This window comes from Tunturibacter gelidoferens (assembly GCF_040358255.1).
GTDB classification, from domain to species: domain Bacteria; phylum Acidobacteriota; class Terriglobia; order Terriglobales; family Acidobacteriaceae; genus Edaphobacter; species Edaphobacter gelidiferens.
In genome coordinates this window covers 4296149-4320952 of sequence record NZ_CP132938.1, presented here as the reverse complement: position 1 = coordinate 4320952, position 24804 = coordinate 4296149, and the positions used below count along the sequence as shown (strand labels likewise).

Sequence of the window (24804 nt, the reverse complement as noted above, 5' to 3'; positions counted from 1 at the left end):
CGGCTTTGTCAGATGGCAGACGCGGTGCGCTATGGGTTGATGAACACCGAGGAGTTGCGGGAGACCTTTCTGCTGGAGGGACTATTCGAAGTTGGAGAGATCGAATTTGCTTATGTGGATTTGGACCGGACCGTGATTGGTTCGGCGGTTCCTGCCGGCGAGGCACTGCGACTTGAGGCGGAACCGGAGTTGCGGGCAGAGTATTTTCTTGAGCGTCGTGAGCTTGGAGTTTTGAATGTAGGGGGAGCGGGTTCGGTGGTGGTAGATGGAAAAAGCTTCGAGATGGGTAAGCTGGACTGTTTGTATGTAGGTCGAGGAAGTAGGGTAGTTACTTTTTCCAGTAAGAGTGTGAATGATCCGGCTTATTTTTATTTATTGAGTTACCCGGCTCATACGGAGTATCCGACTGTGATGGTGAAGTTCGCTGATCTTCAGGGGACGCAGCTAGGAGCTGCGGAGACTTGTAACAAGCGAACTATTTATAAGACTATTTATAGGGACGGGATCAAGAGTTGCCAGTTAGTGATGGGTTTTACGTTGTTGGAGTCGGGGAGTAACTGGAATACTATGCCTCCGCATACGCATATGAGACGGAGTGAGGTGTATTTTTATTTCGATGTGGATCCTGCGCACCGGGTACTGCATTTGATGGGGCCGCCGGACGCTACGAGTCACTTGGTGGTGGCGGATAAGGAAGTGGTGGTGTCGCCGGGGTGGTCGGTTCATGCGGGGGTTGGGACAAAGAACTATGCGTTCTGTTGGGGAATGGGTGGAGAGAATCAGGCTTATGACGATATGGACGCGGTCGCGATCGCGGATCTGAGATGAGTGATACCTCGGCCGGTTTGACGATTCGTATAGCGAGTGAATGCAGATGGGACCTGTTGAGTCTCGGTGAGGTGATGCTGCGATTTGATCCGGGCGAAGAGCGGATTGCGGGAGCGCGAAACTTTCGCGTGTGGGAGGGTGGCGGCGAGTACAACGTGGCTCGGGGGTTGCGTCGATGCTTTGGGCAACGGACGTCGATTGTGACGGCGCTTGCGGATAATCCGGTGGGCCGACTGCTGGAGGATCTGATGCTGCAGGGCGGCGTCGATCTGTCACATCTCCGCTGGATGGAGTATGACGGGGTTGGGCGAGAGGCGCGCAATGGGATCTACTTTTTGGAGCGTGGATTTGGATTGCGTGGTGCGATGGGGATGATGGATCGGGGACATACGCCGATCTCACAGATGAAGGTTGGACAGGTGGATTGGGATGCGATCTTTGGCGGAGAAGGCGTGCGTTGGTTTCATACGGGTGGCGTGATGTGTGCGTTGTCGGCGGAGGCTCCGGCGGTTGCTCGAGAGGCGATGGTGGCGGCGAAGGGGCATGGGGTGGTTGTGTCGTATGACTGTAACTATCGGCCTTCGCTGTGGAAGAATGCCGGTGAGCGGCAGGGGGCGAGCGATGTGAACCGGATGCTTGCTCCGTTTGTTGATGTGATGTTTGGGCATGAGGGAGATTTGGCGGCGGTGCTTGGTGAATCTTCCCAAGGCGCGCCGTGGCATAGCTATGAGAGCTATGGAGAGATGGCGGCGCGGGTGCGCGGCGAGTTTAGGAATATCAAGGTGATTGCGACAACTACGCGGAGGCCAAAGACCGCGAACCGGAATGACTGGGCGGCTTTTGGTTATGCCGAGGGAAGAGTTTACGAGAGTATTCGGTTCGATGATCTTGAGGTATTCGACCGTGTCGGGGGTGGGGATTCCTTTGCTGCAGGTTTGATTTACGGGTTGTTGGATGCGAAGGGAATGCAGTGGGCTCTCGATTGCGGAGTGGCGCATGGGGCTCTGGCGATGACGACTCCAGGAGACAGTTCGATGGCGACGCTGAGTGAGGTGGAGCGGTTGATGGCGGGTGGGGCGGCTGGAGTGCAGCGGTAGAGTTGAGATCAAGGAGATTTATGGAGAAGACTGCGGTACTGCGGGAGTTGCGGGAGATTGGGCTGGTGCCGGTGCTGCGGGCGGATTCGGTCGACCAGGCGATGGCGCTGGCTGATGCGATTGCCGCGGGTGGGGTGACGGTGCTTGAGGTGACGATGACGGTGCCGGGGGCGATCGAGGTGATGCGTCGGTTGGCGGAGCAGCGGCCGGAGATCCTGATTGGGGCGGGGACGGTGCTGGATGCGGAGACGGCGCGGATGTGCATCCTGGAGGGGGCACAGTTTGTGGTGAGTCCGGCGTTGAATGTGGCGACGATCGAGATGTGTCATCGGTATTCGGTGGCGGTGCTGCCGGGAGCGCTGACTCCGACTGAGATTGTGACTGCGTGGCAAGCGGGGGCGGATGTGGTGAAGGTGTTTCCGGCGGGTGCGATGGGTGGACCGAAGTATCTTACTTCGCTCAAGGGGCCATTGCCACATATCGAGATGATTCCTACGGGCGGCGTGATGTTGGGGACGGCTGCGGAGTTTCTGGAGGCTGGTGCGTTTGCGCTTGGTGTGGGCTCGGATCTGGTGTCGGCGAAGATGATTGCGGATGGAAGGCCAGAGGTGATCACCGAGATTGCGCGGAAGTATCTGGAGATTGTGCGGGCGTTTCGTTTGAAGCAGAAGGCTTAGTTTGTTGGGGGGTGTCGGTGGGTAGCCAGGGCTTTGGGCGGGTGACCCAGAGGAGGGGCTGGCGGATGGGGAAGGTGCGCTGCAGCTCCATGTTGGGCGGGTCGGGGGACAGCGTCTTCCAGAGGGCGGCGTACTCGGGGCGGTCGTAGGCGCGGGCGGCGAAGAGGAGGCTGGGCGGCCGGATGGGGAGGGCCGTGAAGTAGGCTGCGTCAGCACGGTAGGGCCATGTGCCACGGTTGACGAGGTAGGGGTAGAGGCGGGCGATGACGGTGTGCATGCCGGGGCCGTCTTGTAGCTCATACTCCCAGACGCTCTCGAAGCGGGTGGAGAGGAGGAGGCAGATGGCGGTGAGCATGTCCAGGTTGAAGAGAGTGTTGCGGTAAGGGTTTGGGGTGGTGAGTTCGTGGGGGAAGGTGCCGTCGGCGACGATCTGGGCGCGGAGGGTGGAGGTCTTGTACTGGTGGCGGAGGGTGGTAAGGGGGCGGTCGTCGGTTAGCTCGGTGAGGCGAGCGATGGCGGAGGCTTGAAGGAGCCAGGAGGTTCCGTGGTGGCTCTTGTTGTCCCGGGCGAGGCCGGCGAGGCGTGAGGTGTTGAGCCAGTCGAAGTAGTCGGTGAACCACTTGGTGAGGGCGGTGAGTTCTTCAGAGGTGAGCGCCTCGGAGTTGATGAGGAAAGGGAGGGATTGGACGACCTCGGCGAGATGGACCACTTCGACTACGCCTTCGAGCCGTCCGATTCTTGAGGGGGGGATGGTCTGGGTGTACTGGAGGCTGGGGGCCATGCTGGTGGAGGGGGTGATGAACCAGGCTCGGAGGTGGGCGGCGGCCTGCTGGGCGTAGCGTGGGTCACTGGTGAGGAGGTAGGCGGCGGTGAGGGCGGGGACGTAGAGGCTGAGGTTGAGCAGGGCGTCGCGGTGGGAGGTGAAGGCGTCAGGATTGGGGGTGCCGTCCGCGTGTTGGATCCAGGGCGCGTTGGGGTTGGCGGGGTCGGGGAAGTAGTCTTCGGGTTCGGAGTAGAAGTCGTTTGGGGTGCCGGGGTTGCGGGGGGAGGGGGAGGGTGGTGAGGGGGACGGGAGGCTGGGTGAGGTAGCGGTTGGCCTGGGCGAGGATGCGGTCGTGGTCAATGGTGGCTACGTCGGGGCGGGCGGTGGGTTTGGGCTGGGTCTGAGAGCTCGGGTTCTGAGAGCTTTGGGTCTGGGTGCTTTGGGTCTGGGCGCGGAGGAGGCTGGGGGAGAGGAGGAGGGTGGCGGCTTGGGAGCAGAAGGTGCGGCGGGTGACGGCCATGGTGTTTGAAGCCTCTTCGGCGGCAAGGGTACCACGAGGTTTGCGATGAAGGCGTCGCGGGTCCCCCCTCCCCCCGGGGTATCCTGCACGCAAGTCTATTTTTATCAAGGGTTTGCGGAGGGATAATGTCTGCAAAATATTGCAAAAGAAAGACTTGTGCACAAAATACTTAGAATCAATGTGATAGCCACAGTGTAAAGCCCCGGCTTATGTCCTGGGCTCTTTACTGGCCTGCTTCTATTTTAGCTTGTTGGTGGAAACTAATGCGCCACGCGAAAGTCCTTGTCTGGCAAGGAGATGTGAGGTCTGAGGGCTTGACAGGTTTTTGAGTGGGGCGCTTTGAGGGAAGGGATGCGACGGTTGTGATTGGGCTGGAAGGTTCGAACGTAGGGGTGGATTCCGTTGGTTCGGTCGAGTCGACTTGTCTTCGGGGGCGAGTCGTGGCGGTTCCGCAGGGGGTGGCTCCCCCTGCGGAGGTCTTCTTAGATGGCTTCGGGTTTGAGGACCAGGTTTTGACCCTGGCCGCTTGCTCTCGTGGTGAGGGCACGGTTTTTGTCTTCGATGCGGCCGAAGGTGCTTACGAGGAGTCGCTGCATCTTGGCGGCGGCGCCGGTGACGGCGGTTGGGATGTCTGAGGAGTCGTTGGTGACGGCGAGTGCCTGGTGATGTTTGTGACGGACTTCGAGGCGGCAGCGTTTGTCCTGCGCTCCGGCCTTGTCTCCGTTTTCGTCGCTGAGATGGACCTCAACACGAGTGAGCTGGTGTTTAAATCGGTTCAGGATGCGGTGAAGATCTGATTCGATCAAGTTGGAGAGTTTGTTGTGCATGGAGATGTTTTTATCGCTGCTGATCTGAATCTGCATTCGTTAAACTCCTTCTCTCTTGCCTGCGAGGTTAGACGCATCAGGTAAGAGAGAAGTGGCCGGCTATTTCGGCTGGTTAGCTGCGAGGCTGTGCAAAACTTTTTGAGAGCTGTTAGATGTTTTGGGCTGCTCTGAGAAATTCAGGAACACTTCCGAATTCTGCTGCGTTGACTTTGAAGAAGTCCTCCAGAGTCTGCGCGCGGCTTCCCGTGACGGTGCGAATTGTATCGGTAACTTTGCGAGCCTCTTCAGTTCGTCCTTCGGTCGATCGAAAGTATCGCCAGAGATGGGACAGATGATCGAGCGCGTGAGAATTAATATGATCTCTCATGGCGTCGGTCCACTGCTCATCCGTGATGCTGACATACCGTATCGGGCGCTGAAGTACGGCGCTCAGTGTGTCGAATATCTGCTTCACTGTGGGTGTTGCAGCGACCAGATCATACGAACTGGCGGAAGGCGTCTCTGAATCAGCCAGCAGCGTGGCCGCCACACGAGACACGTCCTCTGCGCCTACCAGCGAAATTGTGGCGCTCCCGTCGCCCCATGGCAGAAACACTGAGCTCTGTTCGGCGACACTCTTTCTCACCAGCGCGCGCACGTTTTCAAAGTACGGCGGCGCATTCAGATGAACCGCTCCCACCTCCGCCCAATCGAAGATGCGATCTGCCAGTCCATGTTGCATATTGCGAAAGCTCGGTGCTTTGCGCGCGCCCTGGAGCTGCGAATTGTTGACGACAAGCTCGGTCTCCGCTTCGCGTGCGGCCGTAGCAAAGATGGTTGTAGCCTCCAGCAGCCCATCCGTTACGGGGTAGGTAAAGTAAGCCCGTTTTATTCCTTTGAGAGCAGCGCGGACGGAGTCTGGGTCCAACAGATCCCCTTGCACAACTTCCGCACCGAGTGCAGCGAGAGCATCGGACCTTGCATCCAGCTTATGGACGAAGGCACGAACCGGAATACCCTTTTCGAGCAGAAGAGCTGTTATTCGGCGTCCTGTGGAGCCCTGGGATCCGCCAGACGCACCCGTGACAAGGATAGGTTCAGACATTGTTCTTCTCCTTCGTGACATGTGGTCGTGAGGTTTCTTAGAAAACGATTGGTGCGGAGTTGATCTGAATCAGGATGCGGCCGCGTCGCCGATGAGGACAGAGGCGGCCCTGGGGTGCGGACGCACCAGCCAATAGAGAGCGACAACGTGCGTGATCATCAGCAAAGGCACATAGAGGATCGGGATCGCGTATGCGGCACCCAACTGCCCGGCCACCACAGGAAGACCGAGCCTGACCGCGTGATAGTAGTCGATGAGGATGTCGACTGTTCCCACAAGATTGAAGGCGACGACGAAGAACCAAAAGAGCGGACGCACCCTTACGGTGAGAAGAGCCAACAGGGCCAGGACTCCGGCTGCAAAGTCGCCGTAAGCGGCGAAGTTGGCGAAGCCAGCCGGCAGATTGGGGCCGACGACGCCTGGGAGAATAAAGACCAACCCGAAGAAGCGGAAGCTGTGCACGGTAGCGATGACGCGTTGCGCTTCAACCCGTTCCATCGACCTGAGCCTGGGCAGAACATACACGCTGAAGCAAAGCAGGCACGCGACATAACCGAAAACGAGATGCGTTAGGAAGAGCGTTTGTGGGGACATTTGTGGCCTCCTGTACGCATGGGATTACATGCATCATCCCATGGATTCAGAATTTCTTCGGAAGAGTCTGGGCGGTGACGGATTGCATCGTGAGATGATCGCCAGCATCCTATACTGAGCTATGCGCTACAGGCCCGAACACAAGGTTGAAATCCATCAGAAGATTGTGAAAGATGCCTCGCGGCGCGTACGCACCGAGGGCATTACAGGCGCTGCGGTATCAGCCGTGATGCGGGACGCCGGCTTGACCCACGGAGGCTTTTACAAGCATTTCGGAAGCAAAGAAGAGTTGCTGATGGAATCGCTGAGCGAGGCGTTCCAGGAGATAGCCGACCGCCTTGCTCAAGTCGGCGAGCAGTCCAAACCCGAGACGGCGTGGAAGGCGATCGTAAAGACCTACCTGAGCCTGGAATATTGCGATCACGTCGAGTACGGATGTCCCTTGCCTGCTCTTGCGCCCGAGATGGCGAGGGTGGATAAGGCGATGAAGCCCCGGATCTTTGAGGAACTAAGGAAATACAGGAGCCGAATGCTTCCGTTTATGCCTGGCCGTCGGACTGCCGACAAAGAGCGGGCTTTCTTTTCGATCTTTTCAACGATGGTTGGGGCGATTGAAATCGCTCGGATGCTGCCAGAGCCCGTGATGCGAGAGAAGGTGCTGGCGAGTGCCAGAGAGCTTCTTTTGCGGAGCTTTTGATCTTTCGCTTGGGACTGCCGGCGTCAGAGACGCCAGCGCTTGTAACGATAGGCCGGTAAATCGAAAAGGGCAGGTTCGAAAACAAACGCATCGCGACGGGAGATGGACCTCCGCCGCGATGCGTTGTGGGTGGACAGGTGTTTCGAGTGAACGGCGACTACCAGCGATCGTGATCCGGTCGTGTGCCGGGAGTGAAGGAGACGCCGCGGAGGACTTCGGCGAAGTCGGCTTTACGGAGGATGGTGAACTTCTCCTTGGCGACTTTGGCGGCGTCGGTGTTGGATAGATCGTCGGTGACGGCTACGAGGCGGTTTGGATCGGCGCCCTGATCTCCGCTGCCGCTGACGGTGGAGGTGATGGCGTAGAGGGTGACCTTGCCGTCGTCGCTGACCCTGCCGGTGAGGTTGCGGACGCCGTCGGTGGCTGGCGACCAGGGAAGGCTGGTGGCTGAGTTGTTGCCGGTGGGGTAACGATTGACCGTGTAGGGGACGCCGAGTTCGAGGCCGGTCTGCAGGGTGTAGGCGCGGCTCCAGGTCCTGGTGGAGGCGTTGAAGATCCACTTCTGGATGCCTGCGGTGGTCTGGGAGGCGGCGTGGGTGTAGAGGGTGGCGTCGCTGGCGAAGCCGTCACCTTCGTCGGCTACGTAGAGGGTGTCAGCGTTGGCGAACCAGATGCCGAAGGGGAAGGCGAGTGGGTTCGCGGTCTTGGCGAGGGCGGTGGGGAAGCCAGCGAGGATGCACATGTTGCTTGGCAGGCCGGAGGTCTGGAGCTTGGTTGGGTCGTAGGCGAGAGGCGAGATGGGGAGCGTTGCGCCGGTGGCGGGAACGCCTACGCCGTTGGGGCAGGCGGTGCCGGTGGTGTCGACGAAGTAGACAGTGTTGACGCCGTTGCCGCCGCTGCCTTTGGTGTAGTAGAGGACGTTGTTGAAGACGGTCAGGCCGCGGAAGTTGTCGTCCTTGCCGATCTTGTCGGCTTTATCGCCGAGCAGGGTGACGGAGAAGCTGGCGACAGGGGTGGGAGTGCCGGGGTTCTGGAAGCTCTCGGGTGCGTTGGCGGGATCGATGATGTGGGCACCGGCTCCGAGGATGACGCCGTTGGGCTGGGGGTTGCTGCCGTTGCCTGCGTTGCCGGAGGTGTAGAAGAAGTTTGCGCCGTTGGTGTTGTTGAAGATGGCGGCGCGGCCGTTGTTGCCGCTGTAGGCGTTTGTTTCAGTGAAGGAGAACTTGCCTGAGCGGTTGACGGTGGCGACGGCACGATAGTAGGCGACGCCGACGGGGTTGGTGGGATCGATGACGCCGGGGGTGTTGGAGTTGGAGACGTCGATGGTGTTGATGGGAGCGACGTAGTCGATGAGGGTGAGCAGCTTGCCGTCGGTGGAGAGGTTGAGAGCCTCTTCCGACTTCGAGCTGAAGCTGGTGACGAGCTGGTTGCTCTCGGAGCGGATGTTGCGCTGGGAGCTGTTGGGCACTTCGAGGCTGTCGAGGAGGAAGCCGAAGGGGGTGATCTGGTCGAGATAGACCTTGGAGGTGATGCCGAAGCTGCCATCGGCGAGGACGTTGTTGAAGACGAAGGGGAAGGTGCCGTCGTTGGTCGCGGCTACGCAGGGAACGGTGGTGTTGGCGCAGTTTGGGGGGAGGAGGGCGCCTACCTTCACGTTGTTTGGGTTGTTGTCGTAGACGCTGCGGGAGACGACAAGATTTCCAGGATAGAAGTGAATATCAGCGTCGCGGTCGTGGTCCTGTGCGCTGGCGGGAATGCTGGCGGCGAGGGTGGTCAGGGAGAGAGCTGCGAAGCTTTTTGCGAGAAGAGGCCAAGAGCTTGTCTTGCCTGTTTTGGTGAAGGGGGAAGTCATTCGTGTCTCCGGATCAGTGAGATTTACGTTCTCTGATACGAAGAGGACTCTAGTCGGTCGATGTTAGCGATTCGTGAATCCGGGCGAAGGGTTCAATGACGTGAGGGATTGGTCAGGAGATGGCGGTGGTCACGAGCGATTGCGCTTCGGTCTGGATTTGTTTCAGGTGGTCTTTGCCTTTGAAGGATTCGGCGTAGATCTTGTAGACGTCCTCGGTGCCGGAGGGGCGGGCGGCGAACCAGCCGTTCTCCGTCGTGACCTTCAGGCCGCCGATGGGGGCGTGGTTGCCGGGGGCTTCGGTGAGGATGGCGGTGATGGGTTCGCCGGCGAGCTGTTTGGCGGTGACTTGAGCGGGGGAGAGTTTGGCGAGCTTGGCTTTTTGATCTTTGGTGGCTGCGGCGTCGATGCGCTCGTAGACGGGATTGCCGTACTTGGCGGTGAGTTCGGCGTAGAGCTGGCCGGGGTCTTTGCCGGTGCGGGCGGTCATCTCGGCGGCGAGGAGGCCGGGGATGAGGCCGTCTTTGTCGGTGGTCCAGACATGGCCGTTGCGGCGGAGGAAGGTGGCTCCGGCGGACTCTTCGCCAACGAAGCCTAAAGACCCGTCGATGAGGCCGTCGACGAACCACTTGAAGCCTACCGGGACTTCAAGCATGGGGCGGTTGAGGCCTTTGGCTACGCGGTCGATGATGGAGGAGGAGACGAGGGTTTTGCCGATGCCGACTTTTTCAGACCACTGGGGGCGGTTGGTGAAGAGGTACTGGATGCAGACGGCAAGGTAGTGGTTGGGATTGAGGAGACCGGTGGTGCGGGTGACGATGCCGTGGCGGTCGTGGTCGGTGTCGGCGGCGAAGGCTACGTCGTACTTTTGCTTGTTGGCGATCATGCTGGCCATGGCGTAGGGGGAGGAGCAGTCCATGCGGATGCGGCCGTCCCAGTCGGTGGTCATGAAGCGGAAGGTGGCGTCTACGTTGGGGTTGAGTATTTGTAACGGAAGATGATACTTATCGGCGATGCGGGGCCAGTAGTGGACTCCGGCTCCGCCTAGCGGGTCTACGGCCAGCTTGAGGGTGGTTCCGGCGAGGACTTCGAAGTCGATTACGTTGGCGAGGTCGTCGACGTAGGAGGTGATGTAGTCGTGGCGGTGGGTGGTGGGGGCGTTGAGGGCCTGGGTGTAGGGGATGCGCTTTACGGCGGTGAGGCCGGCAGCGATGATGTCGTTGGCGCGGTTTTCGATCCACTTGGTGGCGATGGTGTCGGCGGGGCCGCCGTTGGGTGGGTTGTACTTGAAGCCGCCGTCCTCGGGTGGGTTATGCGAGGGGGTGATGACGATGCCGTCTGCCAGCTTTTCTTTACGCTGCGCGTTGTAGGTGAGGATGGCGTGGGAGAGTGCGGGGGTGGGGGTGTAAGCGAGGTCGGTGTCGACCATGACGTCGATGTTGTTGGCGGCGAGGACCTCGAGGGCGGTGGCGAAGGCGGGCTCGGAGAGGGCGTGGGTATCCTGGGCGAGGAAGAGGGGGCCGGTGGTGTGCTGGTCGCGTCGGTAGTCGACGATGGCCTGGGTGATGGCGGCGATGTGGTCTTCGTTGAATGCGGTTTTGAAGGCGCTGCCGCGGTGACCGGAGGTTCCGAAGGCTACGCCCTGGGCGGGGATGGCGGGGTCGGGATGAAGGGTGTAGTAGGCGGTAATGAGGCGAGAGAGATTGACCAGATTGGCGGGAAGCGGGAGCTGGCCGGGCTGATTGGGAGTCTGGGTTGGATTGGTGCTCATGCCGTTGTGTGCCTCTCGATTGCCTTGTGCGAGTGCCTTGTGATTGTTGTGACCTTTGCTTAGACCCTTTGACACTATATGGGATGCGGGTGGTGTGGGAAATGCCGGCAGGACAGTCTCAGTGAAAACAAACAACTGCAAAGGCGAAATACGGGGGTCTCTCCACTGCGCCGTGCGATAAGACCGCACGGCTCCGGTCGAGATGACGATCTATGAAGTTTCTGGAGAGGTTCTTAGGACGGACGGTGGAGGTGGAGGTTGTGGGTTGCAGGTTGTGGGTCGGTCGGGATTGGGTAGGACTCGGTTTGACACGGAAGTCGCAGTGGAAGGTGCTTGTGTTTTGGGTGCGGTTAGCCTAAAACGGGAATGATCCGGGTTGTGTGTTTTGATTTGGAACGTTGCTGGGCCGCTTTCTAGCCGGCTTCGACGTGCGCTGTTGAGTTTTGATCGTGGAAACGATGGCTGGTTTTGTAGGCGCAGAGTGTGCGGCAGAACCTGTCCATGAGGGGTTGGATGGGCCTGGTACGACGGATTCTGCTGCACGGGGTGGGGCTTGCGGGGCTGTGGGCCGCGGCTTTGCCGGCGTCTGCGGTGGAGGCGACGCTGGTGGCGGACGCCCATGTGAACAGCGCACGGCCGGCTGTGAATAGCGGGACAATCTCAAACTTGAATGTGGGCGGCGGGTATACGGCGCTTCTGCAGTTTGATCTTTCGATGCTGCCGGCGGGGACTACGTCGGGGCAGGTGTCGCGGGCGACGTTGCGGCTGTATTGCAATCGGGTAGATACGGCGGGGTTGGTGAGTGTGCAGCCGGTGAGTGGGAGTTGGGGGGAGTACAGCGTGACGTATGGGACGCTGCCGGCGCTGGGGAGTGCGGCGAAGACGGTATCGGTGGGGCAGGCTGGAGTTTATGTGGTGGTGGATGTGACGGGGCTGGTGCAGGGATGGGTGAGTGCTCCGGCGACCAATAATGGGGTGGCCCTGACGACGGGGACTGCGGTGGTGCAGTTCGATAGCAAAGAGAACGACCTGACGGGGCATGCGGCGGTGCTGGATGTAGCGCTGGCTTCGGGTGGAGCGCCGGGAGCCACCGGGCCGGCGGGGCCTGCAGGGCCTGCGGGGCCGGCTGGAGCGACAGGGGCTACGGGGCCTGCTGGGGCGGCGGGGGCGCCGGGGTTGAGCTTTCAGGGAGCTTATGCGGCGGGGTCGACTTATGCGCTGAATGATGTGGTGACTTATTCGGGGTCGAGTTTTGTCTCGCTGACAGGAGGGAACCGGGGGAATACGCCGGGAATCGCGGCTCAGTGGTCGGTGTTGGCGCAGGGTGGGACGGGTTCAGGTGGTAGCGGGGGGACGGCGGGGTTGGCGTATCAGGGGACGTATGCTTCGGCTACGAACTATGCGCTGAATGATGTGGTGACGTATCAGGGGTCGAGCTATGTTTCGCTGATTGTGGCGAACCATGGGAATACACCGGGGTTGAGTCCGGGGCAATGGGGTGTGTTGGCGTTGGGGGCGGTTGGGATTCAGGGGCCAGCGGGACCGGCAGGGGCTCAAGGGCTTCAGGGGTTGACCGGACCGGCTGGACCGACGGGGGCTGCGGGGCCGACGGGGGCGGCTGGGGCGGCGGGTGCTCCGGGGCTGCCGGGGTTGGTTTATCAAGGGAACTACTCTTCGACGACGAACTATGCGCTGGGAGATGTGGTGCTTTGGCAGGGGGCTAGTTATGCTTCGCTGCTGAATGGGAATCATGGAAATACGCCGAGTGCGAGCCCTGGACAGTGGGGAGTGCTGACGGCGCAGGGACCGGCGGGGCCTACGGGAGCGCAGGGGGCACAGGGGGTGGCGGGGCCGCAGGGATTGCCGGGGTCTGTGGGGCCGAACGGGCCGCCGGGTCCTCAGGGGTTGCAGGGGATTCCGGGGCAGGCTGGGGCGCAGGGTTTGACGGGAGCTACGGGCGCTCAAGGGCTGAGTGGGCCCATGGGTCCGCAGGGGCCTGTGGGGCCGGTGGGGATGACGTTTCGCGGGACGTACTCTTCGGCGGTGAACTATGCGCTGGCGGATGGGGTGCTGTTTGGCGGGTCGGCTTACGTTTCGCTGGTCGCGGGGAATCTTGGGAATACTCCGAGCTTGAGCCCGGCGCAGTGGTCCTTGTTCGCGACGGGATCGCAGGGGGCGCAGGGGCCTGCTGGGCCAGTGGGGCCTCAGGGTGTGCCTGGTGTGCCGGGACAGGCTGGGACGGCTGGGCCGCAGGGAGCGACGGGAGCTACGGGGCCGCAGGGGCCTCCCGTGGCGAACTATACGGGGAACTATGTGTCGTCGACGAACTATGCGCTGCATGATGCGGTGAGCTTCAGTGGATCGACTTACGTCTCGCTGGTGGCAGGGAATGTTGGGAATACACCTTCGCTGAGTCCGGGGCAGTGGGCGGTGCTGGCGGCGCAGGGAGTTGCTGGACCCGCTGGTGCGGCGGGACCTTCTGGGCCTGCTGGGGCTATGGGGCCAGCGGGGGCCGATGGAGCGGTCGGGCCGCAGGGGCCGCCGGTTAGTTTTCTGGGGGGATGGCTGGTGGGGACCAGCTATTCTGTTGGCGGTGCGGTGAGCTTTGGTGGGTCGAGTTACATTGCGCTGGCGGCGAATAGTGGAAGACAGCCAGATGTGAGTCCGACGTTTTGGGGTGTGCTGGCTCAGGCCGGAGGGCAGGGGCCGGTGGGAGCTACGGGTGCTACAGGTCTGCAGGGGCCGACAGGGTTTCCTGGTGCCCAGGGGCCAGCGGGGCCTACGGGACCTACGGGTTCGGCGGGACCCACGGGTTTGACCGGGGCGATGGGGCCGGCTGGGCCTCAGGGTGCTACGGGATCCGTGGGAGTTGCGGGACCGGCGGGGATGGTTTATCGGGGGGAGCTACTCTTCAGGTATTAACTATGGGTTGAACGATGCGGTGAGCTATCTTGGATCGAGTTATATCTCTTTGGTTGCTAGCAACTTCGGGAATGCACCTAATGTAAGTCCTTCAATGTGGAGTTTGTTGGCGGCGCAGGGTGCGGCTGGCGCCACGGGAGCTACCGGGGCGACGGGCGCGCAGGGGACGGCGGGTGTGCAGGGTCCGCAAGGTGTGGCGGGTCCGGCTGGACCGGCGGGCGCGGTGGGCGTGACGTTTCGCGGGCCGTGGGGAGTTGCGGCCACTTACCGTGCGAATGATGTGGTCAGCTTTGGTGGGGCGACGTACCTGGCGGCTACCGGGTCGGTCGGTGCGGAGCCGGATCTCTCGCCAGCGGTGTGGGGGGTGCTGGCACAGGATGGAAGCGCTGGGGCCACGGGGCCGGCTGGTGCGGCGGCTACGGTGAGCGTGGGAACGGTGACGACCGGCGCGGCGGGAACGCAGGCGAGTGTAACCAATGTTGGGAGTGCAAATGCCGCGGTGTTGAACTTTACGATTCCGCAGGGAGCCGCGGGGGCGAATGGGACGGGCGGCAGTGGCGGTGGAGGGGGGACGAGTGGGATACCGTTTGCTTCGATCTATCACTCCGTCTCGTTCAATCTGCTGTTTCATTCGGTGAATAGTTCGACGGATGCCTCGACGGAGACTGATGCTGTGCTGACCTGGGTTCCGGCGGGGTGCACGGCGACACAGTTGAGTGTGTTTTCGCGGGAGACGACGAATACGGTGAATGTGATTCTGCGGCAGGGGACGCCGGGGAGTATGGCGAATACTTCGCTGGTTTGTTCGGTCGCTCCGGGTGGGTCGTGTACCCAGGAGGGCAACGTGACGGTGGCGGCGGGGAACTTTGTGGACTTCACGGTTACGGGAGCGAGCGGGACGGCTACGGGGATGTGGATGGCGCTGGCTTGTAATTGATTGGGTTGTCCTGCCGGACGGGCCCGCTGCGCGCGGGGCGGTCACTTCGTGACTTGTGTACCGGTCTTGGCTGGGTCTGCCGCTCGGTCCTCCCGTTGGTCGGTACGGACTTTAGCCTGCGCCCAACGGGAGCACCTCGCGAAGCAATTACAAGTCCTGCCGGACCGCCGCCCGCGCAGGGCGCCCGTCCGACAGGACTTCTCAAAGGCCGGCGGAGAGGGAGGTGCGAAGGTCTTTGGCGAGCGCAGGGAGGGTGGTGAGTTGTGAGGGGGAGGGGGTCTTTAAGATTTGCTCAATCTTGCGGGCGATGTCGGTGCCTTGCTGGTAGCCGAACATGCCGAGAGAGCCTGTGAGTTTGTGGGCAATGCTGTAGGCCTCGAGGCGGGGCTCTTCGGAGAGGGTGCCGGAGGCGGCGAGGGAGGCGGTGCGGTCAAGCAGGTCGAGGCGTTCGCGCAGGGTCGGAAGATTCTTCTTCCAGAGACTGGCAAGGACATCGTCGATCTGGTCGTGTTTTTTCATGCTGGAGGGTTCTGGTGGGGAGCTTCGGTGAAGATCGAACGCGGCTTAGTGAACAAAGCCTGCGGGTAGTGTACTGCGGATTGTTTAGCTCGGTGGGACGAATGTCATGGGCCGATGTCCCGCATGACACGGAGGTAATGGGAGGTGCGAAGGAGGAAAGACACGGCGAGGGATTGGAGAGGCTGAGTTGGAAGGAAGAAGAGGTGGAGGCGGGTCAGGGTTCGTCGGGATCCTTCCCCTTCGACAAGCTCAGGGTCAGGATGACAAAAGGCTTGGGATCCTCCGTTGCGCTCAGGATGACGGCAAGGGCTTGGGGGTCTTCGTTGCGCTCAGGATCACTGCAGAGGATCGCTATTGAGATGTTTTTTTAGAACGAGGGTGCTAGTTTGCCCAGCCGAGCGCCGTGGAGATCTGATCGGCGAGAGTGAGGGGATCGAAGGGTTTGAAGAGGATTCCGGCGAGACCGAGGCCGGCGAAACGTCGCTGGTCGACTCCCTGCACCTTGGCGGTGAGCAGGAGAACGGGGATGTGGGAGATGGCGGGCGTCTGCTGCATCCTGGCGAAGGTGGTGGGGCCGTCGACGCCTGGCATCATGACGTCCATGAGGATGGCATCGGGTTGTTCGGCGGAGGCGATGTCGATGCCTTCGGCGCCGGAACTGGCGGTGAGAATCTCCCAGCCTGCGGTTGCTTCGAGGGACAGCGCGGCTACTTCGCGAATGTCATCTTCGTCGTCAATGATGAGAATGCGTCGCATGAGCGAGTTTATTCTCTCATGCGGCGCGAGTTGGTGGAGTTGTCTTAGTGGCTTCGCTTGCGAATGGGTGGGTAGGCTGCCTGGAGTTGGATAAGAGAAAAAAACAAGCAACAACAAAGGCGAAATGCGGGGGTCTCTCCACTGCACAGCAGACGATGAAACTGTCTGCTGTTTCGGTCGAGATGACACTTCTTTGTAGGGAGGATGAAATAAGAACAGACAACAACAAAGGGGAAATGCGGGTCTCTCCATTGCGCAGTAGACGATGAAACTGTCTGCTGTTTCGGTCGAGATGACGCTTCTTATAGGAAGGATGAAATAAGAACAGACAACAACAAAGGGGAAATGCGGGTCTCTCCATTGCGCAGTAGATGATGAAACTGTCTGCTGTTTCGGTCGAGATGACGCTTCTTATAGGAAGGATGAAATAAGAACAGACAACAACAAAGGCGAAATGCGGGTTCTTTCCAGCCTTCGGCGGGCTCATGGCAGAATGACAATAATTTCGTTTGGTGCCACAGCTCGAGGAGTTTCGTTAGGCTGCGGGGCCTGCGGCGGCGAGGTCGGAGAATTTGGTGCGGAGACGGTGGACCATGGAGAGGACGAGTTCTTCGACCTCCTGCGGCTGAACCTTGGCCTTGGTGAGGAACTCGGTGGGACCGAGGCGGAGCTTGGCCATCTCGGTCTCAGACATCTCGCGGCCGGAGTAGACCACCAGCGGCATGGTGCGCAGGGTGGGTTGCTGGCGGAGCCACTCGACGAGGGAGAAGCCGTCGCCGTCCGGGAGGGTGAGATCGAGGATGAGAAGGTCTGGCGGGCGAGTGATGCACTGGCGAATGGCCTGCTGGCGCGTGGCGGCGTGATCGACGTGGACCGCGGCGTCATGGAAGCTGGCGGTGAGGACGCTGGCGAGGTCCTCGTCATCTTCGACGAGGAGGACGTAGGCGGGGCCTTCGCCCTGATGCAGGACGCGGCCTAGTTCGGCGAAGAGGAGATTTTCGTTGAAGGGTTTCTGGACCCAGCCCTGTGCGTCGCCGGTGAGTTGGGGACGGAGAGTAGAGGAGAGAACGCTGAGCACGACGACAGGGATGTTGGCGGTGATGGGGTTATTGCGGAGACGCTGCAGGGTCTCCCATCCGCTGAGGCCGGGCATATAGAGATCGAGGAGGATGGCTTCGACGTGATGCTCGGCGGCGAGGACGAGGGCCTGTTCGCCGGAGCTGGCTTCGACGACGGTGTAGCCTTGGCGGGTGAGGTGCTCGGAGACTACGGTGCGGATGCCTGCGTCGTCGTCGCAGACCAGGATGGCGCCTTCGCCGCGCGGGGGAAGCTGGGAGGGGACGGCGACGTCGGTGGCGCGGGTGGTGCGGGGAAGCATCATGTAGAGCGTGGTGCCGGGGCCGAGGTTGCGCTGGGCCCAGATGGAGCCGCTATGCTGCTGGACGATGCTGCGGCAGATGGCGAGACCGAGGCCGGTGCCGCCCTTCTGGCGGGCGTCGGAGGGTTCGATCTGCTGGAAGCGGTCGAAGATGGTGTCGAGTTTGTCGGCGGGGATGCCGCGGCCTTCGTCGACGACCTTGAGGAGGATGGAGTCGGAGGCGGCTTCGGTGTGGATGCGAACGGTGGAGGCGGCGGGGGAGAACTTAATGGCGTTCGAGAGGAGATTGGTGAGGACCTGGAGGATACGGTCGGCGTCGCCGTCGAAGAAGAGAGCTTCGGGATAGGCGGCCTGGGCGACGGTGGAGGGCTCGAGCGCGAGATGGACAGTGTTGGCGTCGGCCATGGCGGTCATGGTGTCGATGGCCTGCTGGGCGAGGTCGCGCAAGGAGCAGCGGCGAATCTGCAGGGGAGCGCGGCCGGACTCCATGCGCTCGAGGTCGAGGATGTCGTTGATGAGGCGGATGAGTCGGTCGGTGTTGGTGACGGCGATGCGGAGCAGGTTGAGGGCTTTGGCATCGACGTCGCCGATGATGCCGGAGGAGAGAAGGCCGAGTGCGCCGCGAATGCTGGTGAGGGGAGTGCGGAGCTCGTGCGAGACGGTGGAGATGAACTCGTCTTTGAGAGTGTCGAGCTCGGAGCGATGCGTGAGTTGAAGGGTGTGCTGGTGTTGCTGCTCCCGGGCCTGGTTCAGCTGGTCGGTCATCTCACGGCAGCTACGTTGGACGCGCAAAAAGGCGACAAGCAAAACTGCGGAGGTTGTCAGGAGCGAGAGATAGCCAAGTAGAGGAAGAATGTGCATTTTTGCCGGTGACCTATGGTAACTCTTATGCTACTTGTCGGTAACTTTATTTGGTAACCGTTGGAAGCTTTATAGCACGTACGTGTTAAAGCGCAGTTCGGATGGGGGGCTCGGCTGGAGATTTCAGGAACCCCTATCTGTCAGCGTAAAAATTCTGATTTCACGCTGAGAATGACAGAAAGTAAGTTGTAGTGGGAATAACACGTCGGTGGGTTATCAGAGATGACAACATTGGAGACAAAGCACTTAGGTCGAGAATTGACCTAAAAAAGCCGCTTTTTCACGGGGAAAAGGCGGCTTTCATTGGGTTTTATCGGGTTTAGGCGGTTACGGCAACCTGATCGAGAATGCTGGTCCATTTTTTCCCTTTTCGGGAAGAGTGGGCGTTCTTGTGGAAGGCATAACCGGTAATCAGGGGGAGAGCGAGGGTGGCCTCGGAGTAGACCATCTGCTCGTAGGTGAGGTCGACTTTGCCCCAGCTGGAGGCCTCTTTGAGGGTGGAACCGGAGAGGGCGCCGTCGCGGGCATCGGCTACGGTGATCTGAATGGCGTACTTGTGCATGGGAGCGTCTACGCCGAGGATTTCGGCGGAGACGACGATGTCCTGCGCGAAGTTCTTGGGGGTTCCGCCTCCGAGCATGAGAAGACCGGTGGAGGGATTGGCGATCTTCAGCTGGGTCAGTTCGTAGAAGTCCTTGGCGGAGTCGATGGAGACCATGGGCTTGCCCTGGCGTGCGTGCTGGTGGGCTACGAAGCCGAAGCCGGCGGAGCAGTCGGAGAAGGCCGGAACGAAGATGGGGACGTTCTTCTCGTATGCGGCAAGGATGACGGAGTCAACGCCACCGGCCTGCGGGGTCTTGCCTTCGCGCTGGAGGTAGGCGCCCATCTCGCGGATGAACTCGCGGGAGCTGTGGGGGCGGGGCTCGAGGGAGTTGGTGATCTGGTGGGTGACCTCGTCGCAGATGCGGAGCTCGTCCTCGTCGATGAAGGTGTCGTAGATGCGGTCGATGGCGAGCTCGCGGAGGACGGCGTCTTCATTGCCGTACTTGTACTGGTCGTCGGCGATGTAGTGCTTGAATCCGAGAGCTTCGAAGAAGTCCTGATCGACGATGTTGGCGCCGGTGGAGACGATGGCATCGACCATGTTGTTGCGGATCATGTCGATGAAGATCTGCTTGAGGCCGGCAGAGATCATGGAGCCTGCGATGCAGAGGATGACGCCACAGTCGGTGTCGCGCAGCATCATGTCGTAGATGGACGCGGCGCGGTAGGTGTCGCGCGAGCTGTAGGCCATGTGGGCCATCGCGTCGACGAGGGGCACGACATTGTGTTGCTTGATGTCGAGGTGCTGGATGGGGCGGTCGAGGAGTTCTTTTTTTGTAGGCATGGCCTTTACAGGATATCAACTTTAGCCAGTACTGACGCGGGTTTTTGTGTGAATTTTGTATGAGATGCTGGTGTCCTGCCGGACGGGCCTCCTGCGCGGAGAGCGGTCACTTCGTGACTTGTGTACCGGTCTGGGTGGGATGGGCCGCTGGGGCCTCCCTTTGGTCGGAGGGGAGATTTTTAGGGTTTGAGGAAGGTTTGGACGGCTTTGTCGAAGGCGATGGGCTGGTCGTACATGATGAAGTGGCGGGAGTCGTCGATGCGGATGATCTTCAGGTTGGGCTTGGCGGCGTAGGCGGTGGTGTAGAGGGCGGTGACCTGCTCGGCTGGGCCTTCTGCGGTTTCATGGGGATAGAGAAGGGTCATCGGGGTTTTGATGGTGGCGAGCTGGGGTCGGAGGTCGGTGGCGAGGTCTTCGAGCATGGCGTTGGCGAAGACGGTGCGGTCGGAGGAGATGGAAGAGGCCGTGACCTGGCGCTGCCCTTCGGGATCTTTGACGAGGCGGTTGGTGTAGGAGGGGGCTGATGCGGCGAACTGGTCGTTGGGCAGGGCGAGGAACTGATCGTGCGTGGCTTTGGCCTGCGACGCGACGCTTTCGACGGTGGCGGAAGGGTTGAAGACGAGACCGTAGAAGGGGAGGGTGTCGATGATGAGGAGCTTGCTGACGTCTTCGGGGTGGGCCTGGGCGAGCATGAGTGCGAGAAGGCCGCCCATGGAGTGGCCGATGACGGGGATCGGCTGGAGGTGGTTGACGACGATGTACTGGTGGAGCTGCTCGACTACAGGGGCGAAGATGGGGCCGGTGGCGTTGGGGCCGGCGGGCTCTCCGGCGAAGCCTGCCAGTTGGATGAGGTGAAGGCGGTAGGTGGCGGTGAGGAGTCTGGCCTCGGCGGCGTAGACGTCTCGGGAGCTGGCGAGGCCGGGGATGAGGAGGACGTCGGGGCCTTTGCCGGGGGCTACGCCTTCGATGATGACAGAGAAGCGCGTGGGTGCGGCGGTGATGGCCTGACTGAAGAGAGGCTTTCGCAGCAGCAGGACGCCGGCAAGGAGGAGGAGAAGGACGACGATGCGAAGAGCGGTGCGGGATGTAGTCATCAGGAGGCTCCTTGGGCGGTCCATTGGAACTACCTCAGTGTGCGGTGCGGGTTGCGTTACGGCCAGTGTTCTGCGTCATGGAAGTGGGGTGACAGATGTCATGGTGCGGGTGGTTGCAACGGTAAGTAGCAACTAGAACAGCGGATTCCTTCGCTTTCGCTGCGGAATAACAACAAACGCTTTCGCTGCTGAATGACAACAAATAGGTGCGGCACGGACTGATACAGGGTCCGATTGGGGGAACTCGGGTTTATGTGAGTTTTGCGGTTCGTACTTTGGAGCGACTCTTCGAAAGGGTTGTCGTTCGGACGGCGGGTGGGATCTGCTGCTGTTTCAGTCGGGCGGGAGTGCACTTTGCGACGATGAGTGTGATGTCGTCGTGCTGCTCGTGGGGGCTGAAGATTTTTATCTCGTCGACGATGGCGGATAGAAGGGCCTGGGGCGGGAGATCGGAGTTGCGCTGGAGGGCGGCGATCAGACGGTCTTCGCCAAACTCCTCTTCGGACTCGTTGAAGGATTCGGTTACGCCGTCGGTGTAGAGGGTGAAGAGGTCGCCTGCGGCGAGCTGGCATTCGACGATGGGGGAGTGCCACTCTTCGAAGAGCCCGAGGACAGTGGTGGTGGAGTGGAGGCGTTCGATGGATCCATTGTGGCGGAGAAGGATGGCGCAGAGGTGGCCGCAGTTAGCGTAGCGGAGGAGGCGGGCACTGTCGTCGTAGTCGGCGAAGAAGACCGTGGCGTAGGCACTGTCGGTGGTGTTTTGGTAGAAGAGGCGGTTGACGGATTGCAGGAAGCTGTGGGGCTCGTCGCGGGCGAGGGTGAACTGGCTGCGGAGGTTGGCCTGGAGGTTTGCCATGAGGAGGGCGCCGGCGATGCCTTTGCCGGCGATGTCGCCGATGACGAGACCGAGGCGACCGTGACCGAGCGAGAGAAAGTCGTAGTAGTCGCCGCCGACGTGGCGGGCCTGGATGCAAATGCCGGCGTAGTCGAGGGTCTCAAGCGGGGGTAGTGTCTGGGGAAAGAGACGGGCTTGAACCTGTCTGGCGATCTCGAGCTCTTGCGCGGCGCGGCGCTCGGACTCGATCTTCTCGGTGGCGTCGCGGCGCTGGCGCTCGATCTCGCGGCTGATCTGGTCGGAGCCGAGGAGTTCGAAGGAGTTGCCATCGATGTCGTAGAAGCCGGCGACGGTGGCTCCGAAGATGGTCTGCTGGGGCGGGTGGTGGAATCGGACGCCGCGTCTTTGCCAAAGCTCGTAGGTGGTGTTGATGTCCTCAGAGATGAAGCCGATTTGGGTATTGCGGCCGATGAGCTTGTAGTTCTCGGAGCCCCGCTTGGGCGCGATGAGGGCTAGGACGGCGGAGCCGTCGGGAGGAGCGATGGCGACCCAGCGGCCGTCGAAGTCGAAGCGGGCGTCGGCGACGATGCTGAAACCGAGCTGGTCGATGTAGAACTTGAGGCTCTTTTCGTGGTCGCGGACGTAGACGGTGGATTTGAAGATACGCAGATAGGGGCACTCTGGACACTCGCGCTCCGCCAGTTCGGCGAAGATGCGGGGGGAAGAGGTTGCCTGAGGTTCGGGCTTCACGGGTTAGCTCCCTTTGAGGTCTAGAGGCTTTCAACTGCGTGGGTCTGTCGCTGGGTTTGCGAGACCATCATCAACCCTTTGCCGATTCGATGTACAGGGCCACTTGTCGACTCAACAGAAGGCGGTGGAAAGAGAGTTGCTTTGAGCCGAGTTGGAGGCGAGACTGTTGGAATGAACGTCAACTTTGCGGAACGGGCCCATAACCATAACTGGAAGCTGGATCCGATTGTGCGATCGCTGCTGGATACGGATTTTTACAAGCTGCTGATGCTGCAGTTTATCTGGAAGAACTTTCCCAGGGTTCATGTTACCTCGGAGGTTACAAACAGAACGGTGTCGGTGCGGCTGTCGGAGGAGATCCCGATGGCGATGCTGATGGACCAGATGGAGCATGTACGGGGGCTTCGGTTTCGACGGTCGGAGATTATCTGGCTGGCGGGAAATACGTTTTATGGGACCCGGACTATCTTCGAGCCGGCGTTTCTGGAGTGGCTGGAGAAGGACTTTCGGTTGTCGGATTACACGGTGACGGAACAGGATGGGCAGGTTGTGGTGTGCTTTGAAGGGCTGTGGACCGAGGTGACGATGTGGGAGGTCTACGGGCTGGCGCTGGTGAGCGAGATGAAGACGCGGGCCGCGCTGAGCACCCTGAGCGAGCTTGAGCTGGATGTTTTGTACGCGAGGGCGAAGACGAAGCTTTGGGAGAAGATCGAACGGCTGCGGGGGCTACCGGAGGTGAGGATCTCGGAGTTCGGAACGAGGCGGCGGCATAGTTTTTTGTGGCAGGAGTATGTCGTGCAGGTGATGCGGGTGGCTTTGGGGGCTAGTCTGTCGGGAACTTCGAATACTTTTCTTGCCTACAAGCATGATTTGGAAGCCATGGGGACCAATGCGCATGAGCTGCCGATGGCGATGGCGGCGCTTGCAAAGGATAATGAGCAGTTGCATGCTTCGCAGTATCGCGTGCTGGAGCTTTGGCAGAAGAGCTATGGCGGCGAGTTGTTGATTATGTTGCCGGATACGTTTGGTACGACGCAGTTTTTGGAGGGAGCTCCGGACTGGGTGGCGGATTGGACGGGGCAGCGATGTGACAGCAAAGATCCGTTTGTTGCGGGGGATGAGTACATCGCGTGGTTGACGGAGAGGGGAAGAGATGCGAAGAAAAAGCGGCTGATCGCGTCCGATGGGTTGGATGTAGAAGATATTCTGCGGCTGCATGAGTACTTTCATGGACGGATACGGTTTAGCGCGGGTTGGGGGACGTTGCTGACGAATGATTTTCGTGGGTGCCATCCGAGGGGGGAGACTGTGCTTGAGCCGATGAGTTTGGTTTGCAAGCTGATGACGGTGGATGGGAGGCCGGCGGTGAAGCTGTCGGACAACGCGCGGAAGGCGACCGGGCCGGCGGCGGAGATTGCGCGGTATCGGCGAGTGTTTGGGAGTGTGGCTGTGGAGGGTGCGTTGGTTGTGGTTTGAGGTGGCCTGCCGGCCGGCTCGCTGCGCGCGACGCGGTCACTTCGTGACTTGTGTACCTTTAGTTGCGGGCCTTGCGTTGCTCGGCGCGTTCATTTTTTGTTGGTGCGAGCCACGTATACTTTTTTGCATGAAGAGATGGATGGGCTCGGTTCGGGTTGCGGCAGCAGTCGCTTTGTTGCCGGTGATGCTGGTTCAGCAGAGTGTGGCGTGGGGGCGGGACGGGCACATGATGATTAACCGGTTGGCGGGAGCGGCGCTGCCGTCGGATGTGCCTGAGTTTTTGCGATCGAAGCAGGCGCTGGATGCGCTGGAATACTACGGGCCGGAGCCGGACCGTTGGAAGTCGCCGTTGGAGCCGGAGCTGAATGCGGCGGGTTCCCCGGAACACTATATCGATCTGGAGTGGGCGGACCTGGTTGGAGAGCTACCAAGGCGGCGGTATGACTATGTGCGCGCACTCGAGTTTGCACAGAAGTCTCACCTGGATCTGGCACTGACGCCGGAGAAGGTGGGGTTGCAGCCTTATGTAACTGTCGAGGTGTGGGAGCGGTTGAAGAGTGCTATGCGCGACTATCGGAAGCTGAAAGAAGACCACAAGGATACGAAGCCTTCGGAGTGTGAGATCGTGTTTCTGGCCGGGTGGCTGGGGCATTATGTGGCGGATGGTTCGCAGCCGCTGCATACGACGATTCAGTACAACGGATGGACGGGGCCGAATCCGAAGGGATATACGACGGAGCATAGGATTCATGCGCTGTTCGAATCGACTTTTGTGTCTGCGAATGTGAAGCCGGGAGAGGTGGCTCCATTGATTGCGGAGAAGCCGGTGGTGTTGGGGGATGTGTTTACCGACTACATGGCTTACCTGCGGCATACGAACTCGCTGGTGGAGAAGACGTATCAACTCGAGAAGGCGGGAGCGTTTGTTGGCGCGGGAACGTCGGAGGGGAAGGCGTTTGCCGAAGAGAGGCTGGCGGCGGGAGCGACGGAGCTGCGGGACATGATCTATTCGGCGTGGGTGAACAGTGCAGAGCTTTTGCCGTCTTCGAAGTACGAGAATTAGGGGGTCGCTTTTCGTATTTGCGGCAGAGAAAAGCAAAAGCAAGAGACGAAATACAGGGATTCTTCACTGCGTTCAGAATGACAGGCTTTCCCCTTTCCATCTATACGACAGCCGCTCTG

Annotated in this window: 21 protein-coding genes; 9 read left to right on the top strand and 12 right to left on the bottom strand. The window is 60.6% G+C overall.

From position 1 onward, the window contains the following. Positions 1-12: 12 nt before the first annotated feature. From kduI to RBB81_RS18765, 3 genes are read left to right on the top strand one after another with little or no spacing between them, the layout of a single operon-like run. Positions 13-828: a 5-dehydro-4-deoxy-D-glucuronate isomerase gene (gene kduI / locus RBB81_RS18775; RefSeq protein WP_353071685.1), complete on the top strand. Its 816-nt coding sequence runs from the start codon at positions 13-15 to the stop codon at positions 826-828. Then, complete coding sequence (locus RBB81_RS18770; protein WP_353071684.1) at positions 825-1925, top strand: sugar kinase; 1101 nt, start codon at positions 825-827, stop codon at positions 1923-1925. Before kduI ends, RBB81_RS18770 begins: the two co-directional genes overlap by 4 nt. A gap of 20 nt (positions 1926-1945) precedes the next feature. After that, positions 1946-2602, top strand: a complete 657-nt coding sequence (locus RBB81_RS18765) for a bifunctional 4-hydroxy-2-oxoglutarate aldolase/2-dehydro-3-deoxy-phosphogluconate aldolase (protein WP_353071683.1) — start codon at positions 1946-1948, stop codon at positions 2600-2602. On the opposite strand, the gene RBB81_RS18760 is transcribed toward RBB81_RS18765, so the two are convergent. Beyond that, a complete protein-coding gene (locus RBB81_RS18760) occupies positions 2538-3725 on the bottom strand; it encodes an alginate lyase family protein (protein ID WP_353071682.1) in 1188 nt (395 codons plus the stop codon). The genes RBB81_RS18765 and RBB81_RS18760 overlap by 65 nt on opposite strands. On the opposite strand from RBB81_RS18760, the gene RBB81_RS18755 reads away from it, so the two are divergent. Beyond that, positions 3718-3894: a hypothetical protein gene (locus RBB81_RS18755; RefSeq protein WP_353071681.1), complete on the top strand. Its 177-nt coding sequence runs from the start codon at positions 3718-3720 to the stop codon at positions 3892-3894. The genes RBB81_RS18760 and RBB81_RS18755 overlap by 8 nt on opposite strands. A 473-nt stretch (positions 3895-4367) precedes the next feature. On the opposite strand, the gene RBB81_RS18750 is transcribed toward RBB81_RS18755, so the two are convergent. From RBB81_RS18750 to RBB81_RS18740, 3 genes are all read right to left on the bottom strand, one after another. Continuing rightward, positions 4368-4748, bottom strand: a complete 381-nt coding sequence (locus tag RBB81_RS18750) for an HPF/RaiA family ribosome-associated protein (RefSeq protein WP_353071680.1) — start codon at positions 4746-4748, stop codon at positions 4368-4370. Between the two features lie 112 nt (positions 4749-4860). Further along, complete coding sequence (locus RBB81_RS18745) at positions 4861-5796, bottom strand: NAD(P)H-binding protein (RefSeq protein WP_353071679.1); 936 nt, start codon at positions 5794-5796, stop codon at positions 4861-4863. A gap of 69 nt (positions 5797-5865) precedes the next feature. Further along, complete coding sequence (locus RBB81_RS18740) at positions 5866-6390, bottom strand: hypothetical protein (RefSeq protein WP_183787824.1); 525 nt, start codon at positions 6388-6390, stop codon at positions 5866-5868. Positions 6391-6556: 166 nt separating this feature from the next. Here RBB81_RS18740 and RBB81_RS18735 point away from each other — a divergent pair, with 166 nt between their 5' ends. Further along, positions 6557-7087: a TetR/AcrR family transcriptional regulator gene (locus RBB81_RS18735; protein WP_353071678.1), complete on the top strand. Its 531-nt coding sequence runs from the start codon at positions 6557-6559 to the stop codon at positions 7085-7087. 157 nt (positions 7088-7244) lie between these two features. Here RBB81_RS18735 and RBB81_RS18730 read toward each other — a convergent pair whose 3' ends face one another. Both RBB81_RS18730 and pgm read right to left on the bottom strand, forming a co-directional pair. Beyond that, positions 7245-8939, bottom strand: a complete 1695-nt coding sequence (locus RBB81_RS18730; RefSeq protein ID WP_353071677.1) for a hypothetical protein — start codon at positions 8937-8939, stop codon at positions 7245-7247. A gap of 112 nt (positions 8940-9051) precedes the next feature. Then, entirely contained in the window at positions 9052-10707 is a 1656-nt protein-coding gene (gene pgm, locus RBB81_RS18725; protein WP_353071676.1) for a phosphoglucomutase (alpha-D-glucose-1,6-bisphosphate-dependent), read from the bottom strand. A gap of 513 nt (positions 10708-11220) precedes the next feature. Between pgm and RBB81_RS18720 the strand changes: the two genes are divergently transcribed. Together RBB81_RS18720 and RBB81_RS18715 are read left to right on the top strand one after the other, a co-directional pair. Continuing rightward, positions 11221-13629, top strand: a complete 2409-nt coding sequence (locus RBB81_RS18720; protein ID WP_353071675.1) for a DNRLRE domain-containing protein — start codon at positions 11221-11223, stop codon at positions 13627-13629. Next, positions 13577-14566 (top strand): hypothetical protein, encoded by a 990-nt coding sequence (locus RBB81_RS18715; protein WP_353071674.1) that lies wholly within the window; start codon positions 13577-13579, stop codon positions 14564-14566. Before RBB81_RS18720 ends, RBB81_RS18715 begins: the two co-directional genes overlap by 53 nt. A gap of 201 nt (positions 14567-14767) precedes the next feature. Here the strand turns inward: RBB81_RS18715 and RBB81_RS18710 are convergent, their stop codons facing one another. The 6 genes from RBB81_RS18710 to RBB81_RS18685 all read right to left on the bottom strand — a co-directional run bounded on the left by RBB81_RS18710 (position 14768) and on the right by RBB81_RS18685 (position 22146). Then, positions 14768-15085, bottom strand: coding sequence for an Hpt domain-containing protein (locus RBB81_RS18710; RefSeq protein ID WP_183787829.1), 318 nt, complete (start codon positions 15083-15085; stop codon positions 14768-14770). A gap of 381 nt (positions 15086-15466) precedes the next feature. After that, the gene (locus tag RBB81_RS18705; RefSeq protein ID WP_179584555.1) at positions 15467-15841 is read right to left on the bottom strand and encodes a response regulator; all 375 of its coding nucleotides are present in this window, start codon (positions 15839-15841) and stop codon (positions 15467-15469) included. Between the two features lie 535 nt (positions 15842-16376). Continuing rightward, a complete protein-coding gene (locus RBB81_RS18700) occupies positions 16377-17984 on the bottom strand; it encodes a response regulator (RefSeq protein ID WP_353071673.1) in 1608 nt (535 codons plus the stop codon). Positions 17985-18399: 415 nt separating this feature from the next. Further along, entirely contained in the window at positions 18400-19467 is a 1068-nt protein-coding gene (locus RBB81_RS18695; protein WP_353071672.1) for a 1,9-bis(guanidino)-5-aza-nonane synthase, read from the bottom strand. A 179-nt stretch (positions 19468-19646) separates the two neighbouring features. After that, positions 19647-20561 (bottom strand): alpha/beta fold hydrolase, encoded by a 915-nt coding sequence (locus RBB81_RS18690; RefSeq protein ID WP_353071671.1) that lies wholly within the window; start codon positions 20559-20561, stop codon positions 19647-19649. Between the two features lie 250 nt (positions 20562-20811). Next, positions 20812-22146 (bottom strand): PP2C family protein-serine/threonine phosphatase, encoded by a 1335-nt coding sequence (locus tag RBB81_RS18685; protein WP_353071670.1) that lies wholly within the window; start codon positions 22144-22146, stop codon positions 20812-20814. 141 nt (positions 22147-22287) lie between these two features. Here RBB81_RS18685 and pncB point away from each other — a divergent pair, with 141 nt between their 5' ends. Next, positions 22288-23622, top strand: a complete 1335-nt coding sequence (gene pncB, locus RBB81_RS18680) for a nicotinate phosphoribosyltransferase (protein WP_423248030.1) — start codon at positions 22288-22290, stop codon at positions 23620-23622. Between the two features lie 139 nt (positions 23623-23761). Then, complete coding sequence (locus tag RBB81_RS18675) at positions 23762-24685, top strand: S1/P1 nuclease (protein WP_353071669.1); 924 nt, start codon at positions 23762-23764, stop codon at positions 24683-24685. The last annotated feature ends 119 nt before the right edge of the window (positions 24686-24804 follow it).

Coding starts and splice junctions, on each gene's coding strand:
- RBB81_RS18750 (WP_353071680.1), bottom strand. CDS start 4,748: ATGCAGATTCAGATCAGCAGCGATAAAAACATCTCCATGCACAACAAA.
- RBB81_RS18695 (WP_353071672.1), bottom strand. CDS start 19,467: ATGCCTACAAAAAAAGAACTCCTCGACCGCCCCATCCAGCACCTCGAC.
- kduI (WP_353071685.1), top strand. CDS start 13: ATGGCAGACGCGGTGCGCTATGGGTTGATGAACACCGAGGAGTTGCGG.
- pgm (WP_353071676.1), bottom strand. CDS start 10,707: ATGAGCACCAATCCAACCCAGACTCCCAATCAGCCCGGCCAGCTCCCG.
- RBB81_RS18710 (WP_183787829.1), bottom strand. CDS start 15,085: ATGAAAAAACACGACCAGATCGACGATGTCCTTGCCAGTCTCTGGAAG.
- RBB81_RS18675 (WP_353071669.1), top strand. CDS start 23,762: ATGGGCTCGGTTCGGGTTGCGGCAGCAGTCGCTTTGTTGCCGGTGATG.
- RBB81_RS18705 (WP_179584555.1), bottom strand. CDS start 15,841: ATGCGACGCATTCTCATCATTGACGACGAAGATGACATTCGCGAAGTA.
- RBB81_RS18770 (WP_353071684.1), top strand. CDS start 825: ATGAGTGATACCTCGGCCGGTTTGACGATTCGTATAGCGAGTGAATGC.
- RBB81_RS18690 (WP_353071671.1), bottom strand. CDS start 20,561: ATGACTACATCCCGCACCGCTCTTCGCATCGTCGTCCTTCTCCTCCTC.
- RBB81_RS18765 (WP_353071683.1), top strand. CDS start 1,946: ATGGAGAAGACTGCGGTACTGCGGGAGTTGCGGGAGATTGGGCTGGTG.
- RBB81_RS18700 (WP_353071673.1), bottom strand. CDS start 17,984: ATGACCGACCAGCTGAACCAGGCCCGGGAGCAGCAACACCAGCACACC.
- RBB81_RS18730 (WP_353071677.1), bottom strand. CDS start 8,939: ATGACTTCCCCCTTCACCAAAACAGGCAAGACAAGCTCTTGGCCTCTT.
- RBB81_RS18740 (WP_183787824.1), bottom strand. CDS start 6,390: ATGTCCCCACAAACGCTCTTCCTAACGCATCTCGTTTTCGGTTATGTC.
- RBB81_RS18720 (WP_353071675.1), top strand. CDS start 11,221: ATGGGCCTGGTACGACGGATTCTGCTGCACGGGGTGGGGCTTGCGGGG.
- RBB81_RS18745 (WP_353071679.1), bottom strand. CDS start 5,796: ATGTCTGAACCTATCCTTGTCACGGGTGCGTCTGGCGGATCCCAGGGC.